Raw genomic sequence first — 21,138 nt, forward strand, 5'->3', positions numbered from 1 at the left:
ACTCTGAAAACTAGGCCTGCGGCGGCTTGGTCATGGAGAGGACGTCCAGGGCAGCGTCAAGCTGCTCTTCGGTTACTTCGCCGCGCTCGACGAAGCCGAGCTCGACGACGGCCTGGCGGATGGTCTTGCCTTCCTTGACCGCGAACTTGGCGATCTTGGCGGCGTTCTCGTAGCCGATGTACTTGTTCAGCGGGGTAACGATCGAGGGGGAGGCCTCGGCGAGGTAGCGGGCACGCTCCACGTTGGCTTCGATGCCGTCAATCATCTTGTCCGCCATGATCACGGAGGAGTTCGCCAGCAGGCGGATCGACTCCAGCAGGTTCGAGGCGATGACCGGGATGCCGACGTTCAGCTCGAAGTAGCCGAAGGTGCCGGCCCAGGCGATGGCGGCGTCGTTGCCCACAACCTGTGCGGCAACCTGCATCACGGCCTCGGAGATGACCGGGTTGACCTTGCCCGGCATGATCGAGGAGCCCGGCTGCAGGTCGGGGATGGCAATTTCGCCCAGGCCGGTGTTGGGGCCGGAGCCCATCCAGCGCAGGTCGTTGGCGATCTTGGAGAAGGACACTGCGATGGTGCGCAGCATGCCGGAGACCTCAACGAGGGCGTCACGGTTGGCCTGGGACTCGAAGTGGTCCCGGGCTTCGGTCAGCGGCAGGCCGGTGTCGGCAGCGAGCAGCTCGATCACGCGCTGCGGGAAGCCTGCCGGGGTGTTGATGCCGGTGCCGACGGCGGTGCCGCCCAGGGGAACTTCGGCCACGCGGGGCAGGGAAGCCTGGACGCGCTCGATGCCGTAGCGGACCTGCGCGGCGTAGCCGCCGAATTCCTGGCCCAGGGTCACAGGGGTGGCGTCCATGAGGTGCGTGCGGCCGGACTTGACGACGTCCTTGAACTCTTCAGCCTTGCGCTCAAGGGACACGGCCAGGTGCTCCAGTGCCGGGATCAGGTTGTTGATCAGGGCAGAGGTGGCAGCAACGTGCACCGAGGTCGGGAAGACGTCGTTGGAGGACTGCGAGGCGTTGACGTGGTCGTTCGGGTGAACAGAGGTCTCGCTGCCGGCAGCCTTCAGGGCACGGGTGGCGAGTTCGGCCAGGACCTCGTTGGTGTTCATGTTCGAGGACGTGCCGGAACCGGTCTGGAACACGTCGATCGGGAACTGGCCGTTGTGCTTGCCTGCTGCAACCTCGTCAGCAGCGGCAGCGATCGCCTTGGCGCGCTCGTCGTCGAGCACTCCCAGTTCTGCGTTGGCGGTTGCGGCAGCCTTCTTGATGCGGGCCAGTGCCTCGATGTGCGCGTCGTCCAGCGGCTTGCCGGAGATCGGGAAGTTCTCCACGGCGCGCTGGGTCTGGGCGCGGTAAAGGGCGTTTACCGGGACGCGGACCTCACCCATCGTGTCATGTTCAATGCGGTATTCAGCGGAGTTGGAAGTCATGGCTACCAGCCTAGTCGGGACGCCCGCCGGCGCTGAAAACGCGTGTCGGATTGGGGCGGCGTTTTCTTCCCCGCTAACCGGCGGCGAGGCCGGTTGTTTCCGGTTCCAGGCGGCCAATGCTGGAGACCAGGTCGGCACGGCCTTCGGCGAGCCGGTAGGAAAGTCCGACGACGGCGGTTGCTCCGGAGGCGACGGCGTCGGAAATCAGGCGTGAGCTCTCCACCAGCCGCTCAGCGGTCTGCCGGGTGTGCTCGACGACCATGTCATTGACGTCCTCCAGCCCGTTGCGGCGCGCAGCCAGGACCGAGGGGGTGATGCGTTCAACCAGGTTGCGCACGTAGCCCGACGGCATGGAGCCGGTGTCCACGGTGTGCTTGGCTGCTGTGACGGCCCCGCAGCTGTCATGGCCCAGGATCACGATCAGGGGAACCCCCAGGACGCCCACGCTGTATTCGAGTGAGCCCAGGACGGCGTCGTCGGTCACCTGCCCGGCCGTGCGGACCACAAAAACGTCGCCGAGGCCGAGGTCGAAGATGATTTCGGCTGCAAGCCGGGAATCCGAGCAGCCGAAGATCACCGCGAAGGGGTTCTGCTCGTTCACGAGGGAACTGCGACGGGGCGCATCCTGGTTGGGGTGCCGGGAAGAACCCGAGACGAATCGTTCGTTGCCTTCGCGCAGGCGCTGCCAGGCCTGGGCGGGAGTGGTGGGAGCAGTAAGGGGGCTGTTCAATTCGGTCACGGTTCAACAATACGGCGCTTCGAAGCCGGTTCGCTGATCTGTTACCGCTGGAAGTCGCACCGTACGGGCGGCCGGGGCCGGCGGGGTGCTACTGCCCGGCAGCAGCGAGATCGGCGAGGACAGCTTCCGCGAGCGTGTCCACCGCGGACAGGTCGCCTTCGGAGCTGAGCACCACGGTCATTCCGTTGACTTCCGTGACCAGGTGCGCTTCACCATTGGCGCTGTCCCGCAGCTGCCAGGTGGCACCGCCGGCGCTTCGCTCACCGGCCACCAGGGAGTCCTTGGTGGTCTGCGAGATCCAGGTGGGGTTGCCGGTATTGGTCTGGGTAAGACGGATGAACTCCGTGTCCGGAGTGAGATATCCCACTTCCCAGGCGGGGACGCCGCTGTTGACGCCGGAATCCCACCGCGCGTAGTTGGCGGTCCAGCCATCGGGCAGGTCAGGGGCGAGGGGGTCGTAGCCGGCGTCGCCCGCGGCTTCAGAAGCGATCGCCTGGACGTCCACATTGCGCGGCTGCATCTTCTGGTACGGATTGAGCAGCACCGGAACCAGCACGATCGCCAGCGTGATTCCGGTGGCGATGAGCATTCCAATGACCGTGGCGTTGGCACGCTTGGCCTGCTTGGCGGTCAGGGTGGGGGTAACGGGCTCTTCGGGCTGCTGCTGCTCACTCACACCTCTATGATCGCCTATCCGGGGCGGCAAGTCCTATTCCTGCGCAAGTGCCCGGGGGCCTTCGGGCAGTCCGGCGGCGTTAAATGCCGGGCGCCGGCGGTGGCGTGGACCACTTGGCGACTATGATCGGAGCAAGGAACAGCAGGCGGGCCGCTGTTTGGGACTGATTCCGGACAGTGCGGCCCGAATTTCGAAGATGAGGTTAGACGTGTCCCAAGGTGCCCAGTACTCAACTCTTTCACCCGCGCTGGCAGTCGGAGACGACGAGCCGGACCGGAACCTCGCGCTTGAACTGGTCCGCGTTACCGAAGCAGCCGCCATTGCCGGCGGTCACTGGGTCGGGTTCGGCGACAAGAACGCCGCTGACGGCGCTGCCGTGGACGCCATGCGCTCCCTGATCTCCACCGTCCACTTCAACGGCGTCGTGGTGATCGGTGAGGGTGAGAAGGACGAAGCCCCCATGCTCTACAACGGTGAGCACGTTGGTGACGGCACCGGCGCGCTCTGCGACGTAGCAGTGGATCCCATCGACGGCACCCGCCTGACCGCATTGGGCATCAACAACGCCCTGGCCGTCCTGGCTGTCGCCGAACGCGGAACCATGTTCGACCCTTCCGCCGTGTTCTACATGGAAAAGCTGGTCACCGGTCCCGAGGCTGCGGACATGGTGGACCTGCGCCTGCCGGTCAAGCAGAACCTGCACCTGATCGCCAAGGCCAAGGGCAAGAAGATCAACCAGCTCAACGTCATGATCCTTGAGCGCGACCGGCACAAGCCGCTGGTCCAGGAAATCCGCGACGCCGGTGCGCGCACCCGGATGCTGATGGACGGCGACGTCGCCGGCGGCATCGCAGCCGCGCGTGAGGGCACCGACGTGGACGCGCTGATGGGCATCGGCGGCACGCCTGAGGGCATCATCACCGCCTGCGCCGTGAAGACGCTTGGCGGAGTTATCCAGGGGCGCCTCTGGCCGACCTCGGATGAGGAGAAGCAGAAGGCGATCGACGCCGGCCACGACCTGGACCGGGTGCTTTCCACCAACGACCTGGTTACCAGTGACAACTGCTACTTCGCGGCGACCGGCATCACGGACGGCGACCTGGTGCGCGGCGTCCGCTACAAGAAGGACCGGGTCCTCACCCAGTCCATCGTGATGCGTTCCAAGTCCGGAACCATCCGCGTGGTTGACGGCGAGCACCAGTCACACAAGTGGGAGTCCTACGCCCGGCTTCGCTAAGCACTCGCGAGCCGCATCAACAGGTTGGGCCCGGACACTGTCCGGGCCCAACCTGTTGATTCCGCGTATGTGCCGGTTAGTTCCGGCGGATTTCAGCCACCCGGGCGCCCACGGTCGCGATCACGACGACGGCGGCGGCAACAGCAGCCATGACCGCCGTTGGAGTGGAAAGCAGTTCCCCGTTGACGCGGGAGACCGCAATCCATGACAGCCCCCACGCCAGGGCAGCGGCGGGGGCCAGCCGGCCCCGGCCGTAAAGCGCCAGGCCAACGCCGACGGCGGCAGCAGCAGCCAGCACGATGCCGGCCCATATAACCGGGTCCAGGCCAAACCCGTCAAAGCCGCCGGACGTCAGTGCCGAGGCAATGTTGGCGCAGATCGCCACGCAGACCCAGCCCAGATAGAGGCCCAGAGTTCCGTCCACTACGACGGCGCCAAGCAGGCTGCCGGGACGGCTGCGGGCATACCGGGCGAAGATCACGGCCAGGACGACCAGCAGCGCTGCGATGACCACAACGGAGAGCGGAACGGAGCCGGCCTGGACGCTGAGGATCCAGGCGGCGTTAAGGATCAGTGAGGCAGCCACCAGCCAGCCGAGCCTGCGCTGGCGGTCGGAAGCGCGCTGCGAGGGCAGCCACTGGTAGATGGTGTAGGCACCCAGTCCGGTGTAAATCACGGACCAGATGGAGAAGGCAGGGCTGGCCGGTGCCAGATAGGTGGCGTCTGCGCTCAGGGCCCCGCCGGCAGCCTCCGCGATGCGGGTGCCGCCGAAGACCCCGACGCCGATGACGGACCCGATGATGCACAGGACGTAGGAGACGGTGACCGTAAGCTGCCGGGCCAGGTCCCTGCCCGAGTAGCCTTGCGAACCCCGGCCCGCCGTACCCGCCGGTTCGGATGGACTGGATGTGCTGGGAGTCGAAGTAGCCATATTCGAGCCTAACAAAGCATGCTTACTAATTTCCGGGGTTTTCGTGCGGTTCCGGTTTCAGCTCCATAACAACCGCGCGTTCGAAGCCGGTGCCGGCTTCAACGTAGGCTAGTTGGCATGACATTGAGCGTTACTCCCTGCACCGATCCGTCCCGCTGGAACAGTCTCGTCAACCAGTTCAACGGGCACCCGCAGCAGTTGTGGGGCTGGGGAAAGACCAAAGCTGAGCACGGCTGGCAGGCCGAGCGGCTCCTGCTTTCGGACGGCGGCAGCGTCGTTGGCACTGCCCAGCTGCTGATCCGGCGGCTGCCATTTCCCTTCCGTGCACTCGCCTATGTTCCGCGGGGTCCCCAGGGCGAACCGGGCCGCGAGGCTGAGCTGCTCGCCGCCGTTGCAGGCTACGCCAAGGGCAAACACCATGCCGTGGCACTCACCATCGAACCGGACTGGGACGCGGATTCCGCGGCTGCGGCTGCACTGCCCGGCGCCGGATTCCGGCCCAGCACCAACACCATCCTGATCCCGCGCACCCTGATCCTTGACCTGGGCCAGGACGAAGAAGACCTGCTGGCTGCCATGAGCAAGAAACACCGGCAGTACATCCGCAAATCCGGGAGGGAAGAGCTGGACTACCGTGCGGTGAAGCGAGGGGAACTCCAGCAGTGCCTGGACGTGTACAAGCAGACAGCCGAACGCGCCGGCTTCGGCATCCACGAGGACTCCTACTACTTCGATATCTTCGACAACCTCGGGGACGATTCGCCGGTTTATGCCGCGTTCAAGGGCAGCGACGTGGTGGCGTTCCTCTGGCTGTCCGCAAGCGGGTACACCGCCTTCGAACTCTATGGCGGGATGAGCGAAGAGGGCGAACGCCTCCGGGCCAACTACGCCCTGAAGTGGCTGGCTATCCAGGAGATGAAAGCCCGCGGCATCACCCGCTACGACTTCAACGGCCTGCTCAACGACGGGGTCTCCAAGTTCAAGATGGGCTGGGCGAAGCACGAAAATATGCTGGCCGGAACCTGGGACAAGCCGCTCTCCCCGCTCTACCCGGTGTTCACCGGTGCCCTGCCGCTGGCCAAGACGGCGCTGCGGAAGATCCGCGGCGGCGTTGGCGCGCTCCGGAGCCGCCTGGGCCGATAGGTTCCCGCAGCTCCCGGCGGCTAGATCCGCAGGGTGGGGGCGTCCGGGTCTGCGGCGGGTGTAACGGAACCGGCCGTAACGGCGAACGCCAGGGCGCCGTCGTCGTGCTGCGCTGAATGGGAGGCGAGCTTGGCGATCACCGGGGCCTCGTCGGCCCCAATGAACGCGCAGTCTCCCGGGTTCAGGATCAGGTCCTGCTTCGGCGAATCGAGCACCAGGGACCCGCGCAGCGCGATGACCAGCGTGGGGCCGTTCTGAAGCAAAGGAACGTCCGCAGCAGACATGCTGCCGGCGGCGCTCTGCGCCAGTTCGAGCCGCTGCAGGGAGAACTCCGAGAACGGCGGCCGGTACAGTTCCTGCCCAAGCCCGGTGCGCTCCGCCGCAACGCGGGGGATGCCCAGAGCCTGGAAATCGATGGTCTTCAGCAATTCCTGCAGATCAACGTGTTTGGGCGTCAGGCCCCCGCGCAGCACGTTGTCCGAGGACGCCATCACCTCCACCCCAAGCCCGCGCAGATAGGCATGGACATTCCCGGCGGGGAGGTAAATCGCTTCACCGGGGGAGAGCGAGACCCGGTTCAGCAGCAGGGAAATCAGCACGCCCGGATCCCCGGGATAGTAGCCGTCCAGGGAACCGAGCTCAGCAACGGCCGGGTCCAGCTCAGTCCGTCCCGCCTGATCCAGGGACCGGACGGCTTCGGCCGCGGCAGCCACAGCCTCGCGGACTTCCTCGCCGCCGGTGATAAGGCGGCGGAACACGCTTTCCAGCCGTTCGGTTTCGGGACGTCCGGACTCAAGGTCCGACGCCGTCTGGGCCAGCAGCTCCGGTGCGGGCCGGCCGGTTGCCTCCACCAGCCGGCTGGCGGTGCGGAAAAGCCGGGCAGCGTCTTCCGGCCGGCGGAAGCCGCAGAGCGCTTCAAAGTCCGTCAGCGCGAAGATCATCTCCGGCTTGTGGTTGGCGTCCTTGTAGTTCCGGTCTGCCGCTGCACGGTCAAGCCCCGCGGCTTCCTCAGCAGCGAATCCCGCCCGGGCCTGCTCCCTGGTGGGATGAACCTGCAGCGAAAGCGGTGATCCGGCCGCGAGTACCTTGGCAAGGAACGGCAGGGCCGGCCCGTGCACGGCTACGGTCTCCCGGCCCAGCAGCTGTTCCGGATCCCGGGCAATGAGCTCATCCAGCGTGGCAGGTTCCGCGCCAAGGACGGCGGACGGAGCGCCGGGATGGGCGCCGAACCAGAGCTCGGCTTCGGGCTCCCCGCTGGGGTCACGGCCAAAGAGCTCAGCCATGGCCGTCAGGGAACCCCAGGCGTAGGGGCGGAGGGTGCCTGAAAGCAGATACATGTCTCTCTCTTCGGTGTGTCTTGGCCGCGGGCCCGAAAGGGCCGGTACACGGCTGGCGGAGGAGGAACCGGCGGGTCAGCCGGCGCTGCAGACCCCGTTGTTGTCCAGCAGCATGCCCAGCGTAGCGGTGTCTCCGATGCGCGCCAGTTCCTGGAGGTACTCTTCGGTGATTTCGGGTCCGGCAGTTTCGGCGGGCTCGGGAGCGGGAGCTTCGGCCGCCGGCGCTTCAGGCTCCGCGGCATCCGACTGGCCGATCGCGCCGTCTTCCACCGGTGCCGGAGCCGGCTGCTCAGCGGTCTGCTGCGCAGCAGCATCCGTTTCAGCCAGCATTTCCTGCACCCGGGAATGGATGAGGTCGAAGTCCGGGTACGTCACGAAGTTATCCGCTGCTGTTCCGAAGTCCGGCGGGCCGATGGTCATCCGCTGGACATCGTGGTTCTTGGATTTCAGCGCAAGATCCACGAAGCTGCCCAGCTGGTCCTGCGGGATGTCGGTATGAACCACCTGTTCGCCTGCGGAGGCGATGGCCTGGAAACGCGTCAGCAGGGTAGCCGGATCGAGCTGGGCCACCATTGCCTGCTGGACGCACTGCTGGCGGGCGATGCGGTGGTAGTCGGTGACGAATTCGCGCGAGCGGGCGTACCAGAGGGCCGTATACCCGTCCATGGTCTGCACACCGGGTGCGATCCAGCCGTCCGGCGGGTAATGGCGGTTGGTGCCGGGGATCTCCGCGGCGGTGATGGGAACCCAGCCTCCGACGTCGATCTTCACTCCTCCCATGGCATCGATCAGGCTGGAGAAGCCTTCCATGTCCACGATCACGTAGGACTGGATCTCAAGGCCCAGGATTCCGCCGGCGGCATCCATCATGGCCTCGGCGCCGGGGTCTTCGGACTCCGGGTAGAGATCGGGGTACTGCTCGGTGACCACAGGGTAGAGGCTGTTCAGGATGCATTCGTCACCGCAGTTGTAGCCCTCGGGGAATACCTGCCAAAGCGGAGAGTCCTCAGTGAACTGGGCGTTCTGGAAGTTGCGGGGGAGTCCGAACGTGACGATCTGTCCGGTGTCGGCGTCGACGCTGAATACGGACATGCTGTCAGGCCGCAGGCCCGTGCGGTCGGCACCGGCATCGCCGCCCAGGAGCAGGAAGTTGTAGCGCCCGTCCACCGGGTCAAAGGCGGGCCCGGAGGCGAAAATGTTGTCGAAGGTCTGACGGCTGACATTAAGCAGCCAGGCTCCGTAGCCCAGTGAACCGCTCGTGATGGCCATCAGGAGAACCATCGAGCCGGCAACGGCGGGCCGCATGTTCCGCTGCAGCAGCGGCGGACGGATGATGCGGAAAGTGTTGAGGAACAGCAGCGCCCAGCCCACGGCCAGCCCGGCGAGCAGCGCCATGATCAGGAAGGAGGCCCAGCTGTTGGTGAAGATATTCACCAGCAGGATCCGGTTGGTCATTGCCAGTACGGCAACAGCTATGACGGCCGCCCAGACAAGGAAAGTGATGCGAAGGGCCGTACGGCCCAGCCTGCGGTCTCCCGCAACGATCTGGGCCGAGCCGGGCAGCACAAGGGTCAGGAACAGGAGCAGGAAGGCCCGTTTGTTACGCAGGCGCGGCGATGCTGACTGGGGGTAACGGACCGGGTCTGTGTAGACGGCTCCGGATGATCCCGGCGCGGTGCTGGCCATGCGCCTGCCCTAGGCGCTTTCCGAAACCGAGGTGCGCAGGCGGGCGCCCTTGGCCATGGCAGTCTGGCGCAGCTCGCCGGCGAAATCGATCAATTTCTCCTGCAGGTTCGCGGCGAGCGGATCAGTACCGGCGGCCAGCATGCGCACGGCAAGCAGGCCGGCGTTGCGGGCCCCTCCAATGGACACGGTGGCCACCGGGACACCGGCGGGCATTTGGACGATGGACAGGAGGGAGTCCATGCCGTCGAGGTACTTGAGCGGAACGGGCACGCCAATGACGGGCAGCGGAGTAACGGAGGCCAGCATTCCCGGCAGATGGGCTGCTCCGCCGGCACCCGCGATGATGACGCGCAGTCCGCGCCGGTGGGCTTCCTGGCCGTAGGCGATCATTTCCGCCGGCATGCGGTGGGCGGAGACGACGTCGGCCTCGTACGGGATTCCGAATTCGGCCAGGGCTGCGGCAGCCGCGTCCATGACGGGCCAGTCTGAATCCGACCCCATGACCAGGCCGACCAGCGGCTTGTTGGCGGTGCTCATGCCTTCTCCTCATTCGGTTCGCGGCCGTCACGGATAATCGCGGCGGCCCTCTCGGCGCTGCGCCGGACGGCCGGCAGCTCTGCAGCGGACGCTCCGACTACGTTAACGTGGCCGACCTTGCGCCCGGGACGCACTGCCTTGCCGTAATTATGGACCTTGGCAGCGGGTTCGGCCGCCAGCGCCAGCCGGGTACCAAGGTACAGGTCGGGGTTCTCGGCGCCGAGGAAGTTCTTCATTACGGCCACGCCGCCCAGCAGGGCAGTGCTGCCCAGGGGCAGTCCCAGCACGGCACGCAGATGCTGTTCGAACTGACCGGTGACGGAACCATCCATGGTCCAGTGCCCGGAATTGTGCGGGCGCATGGCCAGTTCGTTGATCAGGAAGCCGGGGCCGCGGCCGGGAGTTTCGAAAAGCTCCGCTGCCATGACGCCCGTAACTCCGAGCTCGTTGGCAATCCGCAGGGCAGCCTCGGACGCGGCGGCAGCCGTTTCCGGAGACAGGTCCTGCGCCGGGGCGATCACCTCGTCGCAGACACCGTTGACCTGGATGGAATGGACCACGGGCCAGGCGGCCGACTCGCCGCCGGGTGTCCGGGCCACCAGCGCCGAGAGCTCGCGGGTGAAGGAGACCTTCTCTTCAGCGAGCAGTGCGGTGCCGGTGAACCAGTCGGCGGCCGCCTCGGCAGCTGCGGCGTCGTCGATAATCCGGACGCCTTTGCCGTCGTAGCCTCCGCGGGGAGTCTTCAGCACCACCGGCCACCCGGTGGCCTTGCCGAAATCTATGAGGTCGGCGACTGAGGAGACAGCGGCCCAGGCGGGATTCGGCAGGCCCAGGCGGTCCACGGCTGCGCGCATCACCAGTTTGTCCTGGGCATGCACCAGGGCATCGGGTCCGGGCTGGACGTTGATGCCTTCCCCGGACAGGGCCCTCAGGTGATCGCCGGGCACGTGCTCGTGGTCGAACGTCAGGACGTCGACGCCGCGGGCAAAGGAGCGCAGGGTCTCATAGTCGGTGTAGTCGCCGACGACGGCATTTGCTACAGCGGGAACAGCGGACACGTCCGGACCTTCTGCCAGGACGCGCAGCTCAAACCCGAGTTCGGTGGCCGCCGGGGCCATCATCCGGGCCAGCTGGCCGCCGCCGACAACGCCGATAATAGGAAATCTCACGTATACAGGTTACCGAAGCCGCACGGACTTCCTGCCGTGTGTCACCGGCCAAACGCACAAGCTCAAGGCCAGTTCCCAAGAACGGAAGGTAAACTGGGTTTCTTACTGCCGTGCCATAGCGCGGCAGTTCCTTCGTCCGGCGGGGATCCCCGTGCGTACACGATTGGCCGCGGAGGGTCATGATTCGATCATTTATTTCCTGGCTCAGGTCCCTGGCGTCTGCCTTCTGGCGCGAGGTGGCAAAGTTCGGGACCGTTGGCGCCGTCGCTTTCGTGGTGGACAACGGTCTGACCTGGATCTTCATGCATTCGATCATGGAAGGCAGTCCGGCCAAGGCACGCTTCGCCGGCGCCACCATCGCTACGATCTTCTCCTGGGTGGCAAACCGCTGGTGGACGTTCCGTCACCGCCGCCAGTCCAACGTGGCCCGCGAATTCGCTCAGTTCATCCTGATCAACGGCATCGGGATCTTCATCTCCACCGGGTTCACCTGGATCGCCCGCTATCCGATGGGCATCACGGACAACGGGACCCTGTTTATGGCAGGCGTCATAGGCATCGGCGTCGCCACGGTGGTCCGCTTCTTCGCCTACCGGTACTGGGTATTCAACAGTTCAGCCACTGACGCTGAAGCCGACGAGCGGGCCATGGAACTAACGGTGGACCCGGCCCACTCAGCGGCACAGGAACCTGCGGCCGAAACCGCCAAGCCCCTCAGGCCCCAAGCCGAGCAGTAACCCTTTCGGCCGCCAGCATCCGCTCGGTGGCCTGAACGCCGGCTCCGGTGAGCACCAGTGTTCCTCCGGCGGACCAGACCGCCAGTGCCGTTCCGAGGATCCTGGCCAGCCCGGCCTCTGCGGGGGCCAGCATGACCAGGGCGCCGGCGGCATCCCGGTCCACGCCGGGCAGGGCGCTGAACGCGGTGCCTTCTGCTCCAGGGCTGCCGGCAAGTGCCAGCGCCGGCTCGTCGTCGTAAACCGGTCCGGTCCAGGTGTCGGCGAAGGAACGGACTTCGGCGGCGTAATCGCTGGTTCCTCCCGGAAGCCCGCCCGGCCAGGACATGGCCAGCGCCGGAAGTGCAACCGCAGCGACGATCTCGCCCCGGCTGCGCGGCTCAGGTTTATCCGCGGTTGCCCTTACCTGCGCCCCCGAATCAGCCGATAAGGCAAGTGGGCAGCCGGCCTGCCAGGCTCCGAGGGCCCAGACCAGGGTTTTCCAGTGGGCGGGCAGGTCCAGCTCCACGGTGGTCCCGGGCTCGGCATCAAGTTCTTCCGCAAGGTAGTTGGAGGTCTTGGCTGCCCAGTTGTCCAGGACTTTGCCGGAGAGCTCCACCCGCTCGGAATCCGGTCCGTACCAGATCAGGGCGGGAGAAGTTGCCTGCTCCGTCCTGAGCGTGTTCAGGATGCGGGGGACCGGGTTTAACGTCATCTGCTTTTCGCTTTCGCTTCGGTTGGACCAGGCTGCGGGAGCTGCGCCGGACAAATTCGCGGCGTGGCGCGCCGCCGTCAGACGGTTCCGACTCTATAGGATGCCGAAACAGCTTGACGTGACCGTATTACACGCGTGTAATTAGGGAACGGATTTGTTCCAGCAAACCATGAACTACATGCGTTCACAGCAGGCTGATTGTCGCCTGCGTGAATCCAGATATCCGCTGCTGGAGCATTTACACCGGGAGGACTCCATGGGGCAAGCAGAGAAGATTCAGGGCCGGCCGGACATCCAGGCGCAGGCTTCCACGAGTTACGGCTCACGCGGCGTGCCCGGGGACTGGTACGTCGATCCCGCTGATCCCGAGGCAGCCGACCGCTACCGCGAGGGAGCCGGCGCCAGCCTGGAAGATGCAGCCACGGCTTTCCTTGCCGCGCATGAGGCTCTCGCCGGGGGAGAGGCCCCGGGCAGGGAAGATCTCCTGGACCCCCCGGTTTCCCTGTTCTCCGCTCCGGCGGAGACCGAGCAGCGCCCGGTATGGATTGGGCTGCCCGGCATAGGCGACGGCTATGCAGACGAAAGCGAACTGGGCTGGCAGGCTGACGCGCTGTGCGCCCAGACGGATCCTGAAGCGTTCTTCCCGGAAAAAGGCGGGTCCACCAGGGACGCCAAGAAAGTCTGCGCTGCCTGCACCGTGCGCTCACAGTGCCTCGAGTACGCGCTGGCCAACGATGAACGGTTTGGTATTTGGGGCGGACTCTCCGAGCGGGAACGCCGCCGGCTCCGAAAGCAGGCAGTCTAATTCTTTCGCACGTCCGCGTATGTGCCGTAGTGGTTGCCCACAACGGCGCCGAGTACCTCCCCGAAACACTTTCCGCACTGGCGGCCCAGACACGGCCGGCAGATTTCTGCATCGGCGTTGACGCCGGATCAGCTGATGCCTCCGCCTCCCAGCTCCAGCTGGGACTGCCGGTAGGAAGTCCCGTGATCGGTGCCCCCGCCCGGTCCGGATTTGGCGCAGCCGTTAAGGCAGGCCTTGAGCAAATGCCCCGGCGTGCCGAGGCGCCGGACCCGACACAGGAATGGCTATGGCTCCTCCACGACGATTCGGCGCCTGATCCCGGAGCGCTGGCGCAGCTGCTGCGTGCCGTTGAACTGGCGCCTTCTGTGACCATTGCCGGAGCCAAGCAGGTGGAATGGGAAAACCCCCGCAAGCTCATCGACGTCGGCGTCTCGATCAGCCGCTGGGCCGAACGCCTGACCATGATCGACGTCGACGAGCTGGACCAGGGGCAATACGACTCCCGCAGCGACATCTTTGCGGTGAACTCCGCCGGAATGCTGATTCGCCGTGATGCCTGGGACGCCCTGGGCGGCTTTGATCCGGCGCTGCCGGGTACCGGCGACGATATAGACCTCTGCTGGCGCAACCGGCTCGCTGGCCACCGCGTGGTAGTTGTCCCCTCCGCGCGCGTTCGGCACGCGGGCAGCCGGCCGAACCCGGCTGCGTCCTCAAGGGCAGCCCGCAAGGCAGAGGTTTTCCTGCGGCTGAAGCACGCTCCTGCCTGGCAGGTTCCTTTCCTTGCGCTGGGAGCCGTGCTGGGCGGTTTCGGCCGGTTCTTCCTGGGCATGCTGGCAAAGGACCCCGGCTATGCCGCCGGTTCCCTGGTCTCGAGCATTGCTGCCGTGCTGCGGCCCGTGGACCTCTACCGGTCCCGGCGCAAGGCAGCCGCTACCCGAAGGCTTCCCCGCAGCACCGTCCGCGCACTGGTCACTACGCCCCGCGAAGTGCGCGAGCACCGGCGTTCCGTCCACGAGTCCGAGGCCGCGGCGAACGCGTACCGGTCGGAAGAGACCGGCTCCGCGCCGGCGCCCCATGCCTATGAACCCAGCGGTGACTCCCACGACGACTTTGCTGCACTGGCCACCCGCGGACGGGCTTGGTCCGGGGCCGGTGCGCTGGCTGCAGCCCTGCTGCTCACCGCTGCGTCCCTGACCGGCCTGCACCGGCTGGTCGGTGCTCCTGCCCTTACCGGGGGAGCCCTCCTCCCGGTATCTGATTCGCTTGCTGTCATCTGGGCAAACGCAAGCGGCTGGTGGAGTGAGGTGGGAGCCGGTTACCCCGGGCACGGAGACCCCTTCGACTACGTCCTGTGGCTGCTTGGTGCAGCCGGCCTGGGCAACGCCAGTGCCGCCGTAGTGGTACTGGTCCTGCTTGCCATGCCGCTCTCCGGGCTGGCGGCCTGGGTCGCTTCCGGGGCCCTCACCCGGCGCCCCGGCGCACGGTTCTGGGCCGCCATGGCCTGGGGTTCCGTGCCCGCACTGCAGGCATCCCTCGGGGAAGGCCGGCTCGGCGCACTGGTGGCCCACATTGTGCTGCCCCTGACCGTCCTGGCGATGGCACGGGCCGTCGGTGCCGGAACCGCGGCACCGGATACGCGCGGTGCCGCCGAAACAGATTCCGCAACTCCACGCAAACCCGGCGTCCACGGTGTTCCGAGCTGGACGGCCGCAGCCGCCGCCGGACTGCTGCTTTCAGTCCTGACAGCCAGCGCCCCGCTGCTGTTTGTGCTTGGCATCCTGCTGGTCCTGGTGCTCTCACTGCGGCTTCGTTCACGGGCACGAACCCTCTGGTGGTCCCTGCTCCCACCGGCTGCGTTACTGCTTCCGGTCATCCTCTCCGCTTCCGGAAACCTCCGGGCGGCCGCGGCAGACCCCGGTGTTCCGCTGGCGTTCACACCGGCGGCGCTGTGGCAGCAGCTCCTTGGCTACCCCGAAGCATTCGGGATCTCCGACCCGCTGGCGGGTCTCGGGTTCCTGCCCGACGGGCCCTGGGCCCTGGTGCTTGCCCTGCTGGTGGGAGGCCCGCTGGCAGCCCTGTCCGCCGTCGCCCTCTTCCTGCCCGGCCGCGCCGGGACGGCCAGGCTCGGGTGGATCATGGCGATCGCGGCCCTTGCCCTGTCCGGTGCTGCGGCGTACCTGGTGACCGGAAGTGCTGCAGCGGCCCTGGTGACTCCGTACCCCGGCCCGCTCGTGTCCGCTGCAGTGTTTGCCCTGCTGTGTGCGGCACTGCCGGCCCTGGACGCCCTGCTGGCGGCCCGCCGGACCGAAACGGGACAAACCCGCCGTCCGGCCGCTGCCGCCGTCGTGGCCCTGGCAATCCTGCTGGGAGCGGGTCCGGCAGCCAGCCTGGCAGCATGGACAGTCCCGCAGGCCGCCGGTGAGACAACCGCAGCCGGTGCCGGGGGAGCGCAGCCCGGCACGCGGCTGGCCATCACCGAGACCGGAACCCGGGTGCTGCCCGCCACGGCGGCGGACCGCGGAAACAGCACTGACCAGACCCGTTCCCTGGTGCTGAACGCAGGTCCCGGGGACGAAGTGACTGCAACACTGATGCGATCCGGCGGAAGCACGCTGGACGGGCTCAGCGCCGGCTACGCGGCGCGTGCCGTCGAAGGAGCGCCGGGCAGCGAAACGCTGGCAGCGGACGACGGCGCAAGTGCCGCCCTCCGCAGCGCCGTCGCGGTCATCACTGCCGGAACCGGAGTGGATCCGCGCGAGGAACTGAGCCGGCTGGGCGTGGGCTTTGTGGTGCTTCAAACATCCGACACGGCAGCTGAACTGCTGGCGGACCGCCTGGACGCCGTGCCGGGACTCACGGCCGTTGGCCAAACCGGATCCGGATGGCTCTGGCGCGTAACCGGGGCACTTGATGAACAGGGCACCGAAACGCTCGCAGGACAGACTGCACGGGTCCGCATCGTTGATGCGCAGGGCCAGACACTAGCCCTGGTGGCATCGGACCGGACCACGGCCAATGCCCCTGTTCCGGCAGGCCCGGAGGGCAGGCGCCTGGTCCTGGCCGAGCGCGCCGACACCGGCTGGCAGGCAACGCTGAACGGAAATCCGCTCCAGCCGTCCACTGACGGCTGGGCCCAGGCATTCGTCCTGCCGGAAGGCGGCGGTGACCTCAGCCTCAGCTACCGCAGCCCCTGGGAGCCATGGACCTCGATGGTGCAGGTGATTGTCTTTGGGCTGACCGTGCTGCTGGCGGTCCCGACCCCGTCGCGCTCCGGTGTTATCCGGCTGCCCGGCAAGCAGGGCCCCGTGCGTGCGTCTGCATCGGCTCCCGGCACGCCGGGCAACGGCGCTGCGGCCGGCCAGGACGGCGAATCCGGTCCGCAGGAGCCCGCCGCCGAACCGGCGCTGGCCCGGGACCGCAGTGCGGGCCGCGCCCGCAGGAGCAAGCCGGCCCGGGGCCGGAGCCGCGGAAGCGGCGGCGCCGCCCGCCAGTCCTCCTCCGGCGCGGGAGTGCCGGCTACCAAGAGTTCGTCTGAAGGAGTGCACTGATGGCCGATCCGACCGGGACACCCGACGCAGGGTCCTCTCGTGCCGAGGGCCGTGGGCGTCGCGCTGCGGCGCGCAAGACGGCTTACGCAGCGGTCTCCGGAACCGTCCTGGTGGTGACCGCAGGAGCCCTGATCACGGCTTCGGCCATCGCTGCGCCGACGCGTTCCGAGCTGGCGGCACAGCCACCGGCAACCAGCGTGCCGGCCGGAATACTGACCGGGGTGTGCCCGGAGCCGCTGCGGCTGCTTTCCGGCAACGCGACCTCGACTGATGCGGAGTTCAGCCCGGTCTCCGAGTCTGCGGCAACCGCGGTCACCACCGCGGTCATCTCCGCAGCAGGGGCCTCCCTGCCGCCGGCCCAGCTCTCCGCCCTGCAGAGCGGGGACGCTGTTGCCTCCCTTGAAGTTAACCCGGAAGTTCCGCTGGCCGGCACAAGGCTGGCGGGCGTCCTGGCGAAGCAGCAGGTCACGGGGGTCACTGCCTTCGAGGCCGAGCCCAGCGGCGACCAGCCGGCTACGGCCAACGCGGTCATGGGCTACACAGCCACCGACGGAGACCTTGCCGGACTCGCTGCGGCCAACTGCCAGGCACCTTCGAATGACATGTGGCTCCTGGGCGCCCGGACCACGGTCGGGGCTACGGCGGTACTGAAGCTCAACAACCCTTCGGCAACAGCCGCGACAGTGGACCTGGAGATCATCGGATCGCAGGGACGGATCGAGGCCGGAGGAAGCCGCGGAATCGTCGTGGCACCGGGACAAACCCGGTCCATTGTCCTTGCGGGCCTGGCATCGGGACAGGAATCGGCCGCGGTGCGGGTACGCAGCTCAGGGGGACCGGTCAGTGCCTTTATTGAACAGAGCATCCTGCGCGGACTAACCGCTGGCGGAGTGGAAATCATCGAGCCTACCGCTGCCCCGGCGCCGCGCCAGGTGGTTACGGGTGTTGCACTGCAGGCCCCGGAAACGACCCGTGAACTCATGGCCCAGGAAGGCTACGGTTCAGTCCAGCCGGTCCTCAACGTTGCCGTGCCGGGTACGTCGGACGCTTCCGTGCATCTTCGGGTTTTCGGAGAACAGGGCGAGGTGGAGATTCCCGGCGGCGGAGTCTTCAGCGTTCCAGCGGGCACGGTTGGAAAGATTCCGCTGGCTGAACTGCCCGCCGGCACCTACTCACTGGACCTGTCCGCGGACGTCGCGGTTGCCGCCTCAGCTGTCTTCAGCCGCGGCACCAAGCCCGAAGAGCGGGTGGAGCTGGCGGTAGCCCCGGCGGACACCAGGCTGGGCAGTGAACACCTGGCCGTGGCCGTTCCCGGCGGCAGCTCCGCCCTGGTGCTCACTGCGCCGGACGGTGACGCCGAGGTACGGGTCCGGGCTGTTGGAACAGACGGAAGCCTGCAGCAGGAAAAGGCGATCCAGGTTCCCGGAGGCAGGACGCTCACACTGCAGCCCGGCGACCTGGGAAGCGGTGAACTTGCCGCAGTCCTCGTCAGCGCCCTTGGCGAAGCGGTCTACGGAGCGCAGCTGGTGACCGGTGACGGGCCGGGAATCTCCGTGCTGCCGCTGCCGGAGGGAACCTCGGGGAGCAGGTCCGTCCAGGTGGGAATCGGCTACTGACGCAGGACCGAATCCAAGCGGTTCGCTAGAGCGGCCTGAAGCGGCCATACGTGGGGTCGATGGACTCCGGATCCATCCCTTTCAGGGACGCCAGCTGTTCCACTACGACGTCGTGGATAAGTTCGTTCACCGGCACCAGCCCGCGGGCGGTCGACTCAACGGGGCGGCGGTAGATCGTGATCACCGGGGGCTTGGGGCCGTTCCCCGCACTGGATGAGGCCAGCGGGATGGTGCCTCCCCGGCGCACGAGCTCCTCCAGTCCGTCCGGAATTTCCTGGACTATGAACTGGTAGGCCTGGATGTCTTCACCCCAGAGCCTCTCCAGCCGCTGGGCGGACTCCATGACCCACTCGTCAAAACGTTCGGCGCGCGTCCTGGAACCGGCCAGATGTGCGGGCAGCAATTCCCCCCGCAGGCCGCGTCCGTGCCTGTTCCGGCGCCGCCGGCGGAACGGGCGCGCAGCGGCAGGGCCCGGCTCTCCCGCGCCGGATCCGCCGTTGATGCTGGGGGACGATCCTGGAGGCATGGCACCTACTCTAGCCCGCACACAGCGCGTCGGGGAGACCGGGCCGGGGGCCGTCGGGTCCCGGCGTGGCTGCCCCGGGCAGCCAGCACCTTGGGGGTAGAGTATTGACCCGTGGGATCCTTACGTCTTTGTTCACGTTCAGCGTGCCGGCAGGCCGCCGTCGCGACTTTGACGTACGTGTATGCCGATTCCACCGCGGTGCTAGGGCCGTTGGCGACCTATGCCGAACCGCACTGCTACGACCTCTGCGAGCTCCACGCCCAGCGCCTTACCGCCCCTCGTGGCTGGCAGGTCCTCCGGCTGGATTTTGGCACGCTGCCGCGGACCCCGGGTCCGGATGAACTCTCTGCCCTGGTGGATGCAGTCCGCGAGGCGGAGGAAGTTCCTGCGGCCGAAGAGCCCGCCCGGCGCAGCGGCAAGCATGCCTTGGAGCCGCCGGCCGATATCCCCGGTTCCCGCCGCTCCCACCTGCGTGTGCTGCGCGAAGAAGTCAGCGAACCAAGCTGAGCTGAGCCGCGGGGCTCCGCACGCTATAGGCTGGGGGAATCAGCCGGGGATGAACCGCGGCCGTGACCAGTCAACCGTTTTGCAAGGAAGTGCCGCAGCATGGCTAACCTGACCGCTGATCTCCTGGATGTCCTGCGTTGCCCGCAGACCCACTCACACCTTGTGCAGGAAGGGAACGACCTCGTTTCCACCGCACCCGGACCGGACGGCAAGCCGCTGCGCTATGCCATCGAAGAAGGCATCCCGGTGCTGCTGCCGGCATCCGCCGCCCCGGCCGACGACACCGAGAACTGAGGATCCTGAACCTGTGAGCATCGACTTCAAAGTAGCTGACCTGTCCCTGGCCGAAGCCGGCCGACACCAGATCCGCCTGGCTGAACACGAAATGCCCGGACTCATGGCGCTGCGGCGCGAATACGGTCCCAGCCAGCCCCTGGCCGGTGCCCGGATCGCGGGTTCGCTGCACATGACCGTGCAGACAGCCGTGCTGATCGAAACCCTGACGGCACTGGGGGCCGAGGTCCGCTGGGCCTCCTGCAACATCTTCTCCACCCAGGACGAAGCCGCGGCCGCCGTCGTGGTGGGTTCCGGTACCCCTGAAGATCCGCAGGGCGTGCCCGTCTTCGCCTGGAAGAACGAAACCCTCGAGGAATACTGGTGGACTGCCGAGCAAATCCTCACCTGGCCCGAAGGCTCCGGCGGCCCGAATATGATCCTGGACGACGGCGGAGACGCCACGCTGCTGCTGCACAAGGGTGTTGAATTCGAAGCTGCAGGGTCCGTCCCGGCGAACCCGGCCGAAGACGATCCGGACTACGCCTACGAGTACACGGTCATCCTGGATACCCTGCGGCGTTCGCTGGCCGAGGCGCCGGGGAAGTGGACCGAAATCGCCAAGGGCATCCGCGGCGTCACCGAAGAGACCACTACGGGCGTGCTCCGGCTTTACCAGCTGGCCGCTGACGGCCAGCTGCTCTTCCCCGCCATCAACGTGAACGACTCGGTCACCAAGTCCAAGTTCGACAACAAGTACGGTATCCGCCACTCGCTGCCGGACGGACTGAACCGCGCCACGGACACCCTGATCGGCGGCAAGGTTGCCGTCGTCTGCGGCTACGGCGACGTCGGCAAGGGCGCCGCGGAAGCACTGCGCGGCCAGGGCGCACGGGTAATTGTTACGGAAATTGACCCGATCTGCGCACTGCAGGCTGCCATGGACGGCTACCAGGTGGCACGCCTCGAATCAGTTGTGGGCCAGGGCGATATCTTCATCACCACCACGGGGAACAAGGACATCATCATGGCCTCCCACATGGCGCAGATGAAGCACCAGGCGATCGTCGGCAACGTTGGCCACTTCGACAACGAGATCGACATGGCAGGCCTGGCCCGCGTTCCCGGCATCCGCAAGGTGGAGATCAAGCCGCAGGTCCACGAATGGATCTTCGACGAAGGAACCCCGAACCAGCGCAGCATCATTGTGCTCTCCGAGGGCCGCCTGCTGAACCTGGGCAACGCCACCGGACACCCGTCCTTCGTGATGTCCAACTCCTTCGCGAACCAGACCATTGCCCAGATTGAACTGTTCACCAAGTACGGGCAGAACAAGGAAGACGGCACGCCGGAATATGCCAACCAGGTGTACGTGCTGCCCAAGATCCTCGATGAGAAGGTGGCACGCCTGCACCTGGACGCCCTTGGCGTCGAGTTGAGCGAACTGACCAAGCCGCAGGCCGAATACCTCGGGGTGGACGTGGCCGGTCCCTACAAGCCGGACCACTACCGGTACTAAGCCGGATAGCCAGAGACAAAGCCGCGCCG

The 21,138-nt window shown here is 66.8% G+C and carries 19 protein-coding genes; 9 read left to right on the plus strand and 10 right to left on the minus strand.

Annotated elements, in window-relative coordinates:
- Window positions 1-10: 10 nt before the first annotated feature.
- The 3 genes from ABFX29_RS13965 to ABFX29_RS13975 form a co-directional block, all read right to left on the minus strand.
- Window positions 11-1,432 (minus strand): class II fumarate hydratase, encoded by a 1,422-nt coding sequence (locus ABFX29_RS13965; protein WP_152228715.1) that lies wholly within the window; start codon window positions 1,430-1,432, stop codon window positions 11-13.
- 73 nt (window positions 1,433-1,505) lie between these two features.
- Complete coding sequence (locus ABFX29_RS13970; RefSeq protein ID WP_152228809.1) at window positions 1,506-2,162, minus strand: carbonic anhydrase; 657 nt, start codon at window positions 2,160-2,162, stop codon at window positions 1,506-1,508.
- Between the two features lie 97 nt (window positions 2,163-2,259).
- Window positions 2,260-2,847: a DUF4245 domain-containing protein gene (locus tag ABFX29_RS13975; protein ID WP_152228714.1), complete on the minus strand. Its 588-nt coding sequence runs from the start codon at window positions 2,845-2,847 to the stop codon at window positions 2,260-2,262.
- A 196-nt stretch (window positions 2,848-3,043) separates the two neighbouring features.
- On the opposite strand from ABFX29_RS13975, the gene glpX reads away from it, so the two are divergent.
- Entirely contained in the window at window positions 3,044-4,084 is a 1,041-nt protein-coding gene (gene glpX, locus ABFX29_RS13980; protein ID WP_091606747.1) for a class II fructose-bisphosphatase, read from the plus strand.
- A gap of 76 nt (window positions 4,085-4,160) precedes the next feature.
- Here glpX and ABFX29_RS13985 read toward each other — a convergent pair whose 3' ends face one another.
- Window positions 4,161-5,015: a tryptophan-rich sensory protein gene (locus ABFX29_RS13985; RefSeq protein WP_246167588.1), complete on the minus strand. Its 855-nt coding sequence runs from the start codon at window positions 5,013-5,015 to the stop codon at window positions 4,161-4,163.
- Between the two features lie 117 nt (window positions 5,016-5,132).
- Between ABFX29_RS13985 and ABFX29_RS13990 the strand changes: the two genes are divergently transcribed.
- Window positions 5,133-6,158 (plus strand): lipid II:glycine glycyltransferase FemX, encoded by a 1,026-nt coding sequence (locus ABFX29_RS13990; protein ID WP_152228713.1) that lies wholly within the window; start codon window positions 5,133-5,135, stop codon window positions 6,156-6,158.
- A 20-nt stretch (window positions 6,159-6,178) separates the two neighbouring features.
- Here the strand turns inward: ABFX29_RS13990 and manA are convergent, their stop codons facing one another.
- The 4 genes from manA to ABFX29_RS14010 all read right to left on the minus strand — a co-directional run bounded on the left by manA (window position 6,179) and on the right by ABFX29_RS14010 (window position 10,887).
- Window positions 6,179-7,495, minus strand: coding sequence for a mannose-6-phosphate isomerase, class I (gene manA, locus ABFX29_RS13995; RefSeq protein WP_152228712.1), 1,317 nt, complete (start codon window positions 7,493-7,495; stop codon window positions 6,179-6,181).
- Between the two features lie 75 nt (window positions 7,496-7,570).
- On the minus strand, window positions 7,571-9,181 hold the full coding sequence (locus ABFX29_RS14000; protein ID WP_152228711.1) for an LCP family protein: 1,611 nt from the start codon (window positions 9,179-9,181) through the stop codon (window positions 7,571-7,573).
- Window positions 9,182-9,190: 9 nt separating this feature from the next.
- Window positions 9,191-9,718: a 5-(carboxyamino)imidazole ribonucleotide mutase gene (gene purE, locus ABFX29_RS14005; protein ID WP_152228710.1), complete on the minus strand. Its 528-nt coding sequence runs from the start codon at window positions 9,716-9,718 to the stop codon at window positions 9,191-9,193.
- Window positions 9,715-10,887, minus strand: coding sequence for a 5-(carboxyamino)imidazole ribonucleotide synthase (locus ABFX29_RS14010; RefSeq protein WP_152228709.1), 1,173 nt, complete (start codon window positions 10,885-10,887; stop codon window positions 9,715-9,717). The genes purE and ABFX29_RS14010 overlap by 4 nt, the downstream gene beginning before the upstream one ends.
- 179 nt (window positions 10,888-11,066) lie before the next feature.
- On the opposite strand from ABFX29_RS14010, the gene ABFX29_RS14015 reads away from it, so the two are divergent.
- On the plus strand, window positions 11,067-11,624 hold the full coding sequence (locus ABFX29_RS14015) for a GtrA family protein (protein WP_152228708.1): 558 nt from the start codon (window positions 11,067-11,069) through the stop codon (window positions 11,622-11,624).
- Here the strand turns inward: ABFX29_RS14015 and ABFX29_RS14020 are convergent.
- Window positions 11,602-12,315, minus strand: coding sequence for a TIGR03089 family protein (locus ABFX29_RS14020; protein ID WP_152228707.1), 714 nt, complete (start codon window positions 12,313-12,315; stop codon window positions 11,602-11,604). The two genes, ABFX29_RS14015 and ABFX29_RS14020, sit on opposite strands and share 23 nt — an antisense overlap.
- A 256-nt stretch (window positions 12,316-12,571) precedes the next feature.
- Here ABFX29_RS14020 and ABFX29_RS14025 point away from each other — a divergent pair, with 256 nt between their 5' ends.
- From ABFX29_RS14025 to ABFX29_RS14035, 3 genes are read left to right on the plus strand one after another with little or no spacing between them, the layout of a single operon-like run.
- Window positions 12,572-13,120: a WhiB family transcriptional regulator gene (locus tag ABFX29_RS14025; protein WP_152228807.1), complete on the plus strand. Its 549-nt coding sequence runs from the start codon at window positions 12,572-12,574 to the stop codon at window positions 13,118-13,120.
- Window positions 13,121-13,149: 29 nt separating this feature from the next.
- Complete coding sequence (locus tag ABFX29_RS14030) at window positions 13,150-16,668, plus strand: glycosyltransferase family 2 protein (RefSeq protein ID WP_152228706.1); 3,519 nt, start codon at window positions 13,150-13,152, stop codon at window positions 16,666-16,668.
- Entirely contained in the window at window positions 16,668-18,284 is a 1,617-nt protein-coding gene (locus ABFX29_RS14035) for a DUF5719 family protein (protein ID WP_152228705.1), read from the plus strand. The genes ABFX29_RS14030 and ABFX29_RS14035 overlap by 1 nt, the downstream gene beginning before the upstream one ends.
- A gap of 25 nt (window positions 18,285-18,309) precedes the next feature.
- On the opposite strand, the gene ABFX29_RS14040 is transcribed toward ABFX29_RS14035, so the two are convergent.
- Window positions 18,310-18,810, minus strand: a complete 501-nt coding sequence (locus ABFX29_RS14040; protein ID WP_152228704.1) for a metallopeptidase family protein — start codon at window positions 18,808-18,810, stop codon at window positions 18,310-18,312.
- A 111-nt stretch (window positions 18,811-18,921) separates the two neighbouring features.
- Between ABFX29_RS14040 and ABFX29_RS14045 the strand changes: the two genes are divergently transcribed.
- The 3 genes from ABFX29_RS14045 to ahcY all read left to right on the plus strand — a co-directional run bounded on the left by ABFX29_RS14045 (window position 18,922) and on the right by ahcY (window position 21,109).
- A complete protein-coding gene (locus tag ABFX29_RS14045; RefSeq protein WP_152228703.1) occupies window positions 18,922-19,317 on the plus strand; it encodes a DUF3499 domain-containing protein in 396 nt (131 codons plus the stop codon).
- A 99-nt stretch (window positions 19,318-19,416) separates the two neighbouring features.
- On the plus strand, window positions 19,417-19,611 hold the full coding sequence (locus tag ABFX29_RS14050) for a Trm112 family protein (protein WP_152228702.1): 195 nt from the start codon (window positions 19,417-19,419) through the stop codon (window positions 19,609-19,611).
- Window positions 19,612-19,624: 13 nt separating this feature from the next.
- A complete protein-coding gene (gene ahcY, locus ABFX29_RS14055) occupies window positions 19,625-21,109 on the plus strand; it encodes an adenosylhomocysteinase (protein WP_152228701.1) in 1,485 nt (494 codons plus the stop codon).
- The last annotated feature ends 29 nt before the right edge of the window (window positions 21,110-21,138 follow it).

It is taken from the genome of Arthrobacter gandavensis (genome assembly GCF_039528575.1).
GTDB classification, from domain to species: domain Bacteria; phylum Actinomycetota; class Actinomycetes; order Actinomycetales; family Micrococcaceae; genus Arthrobacter_B; species Arthrobacter_B citreus_B.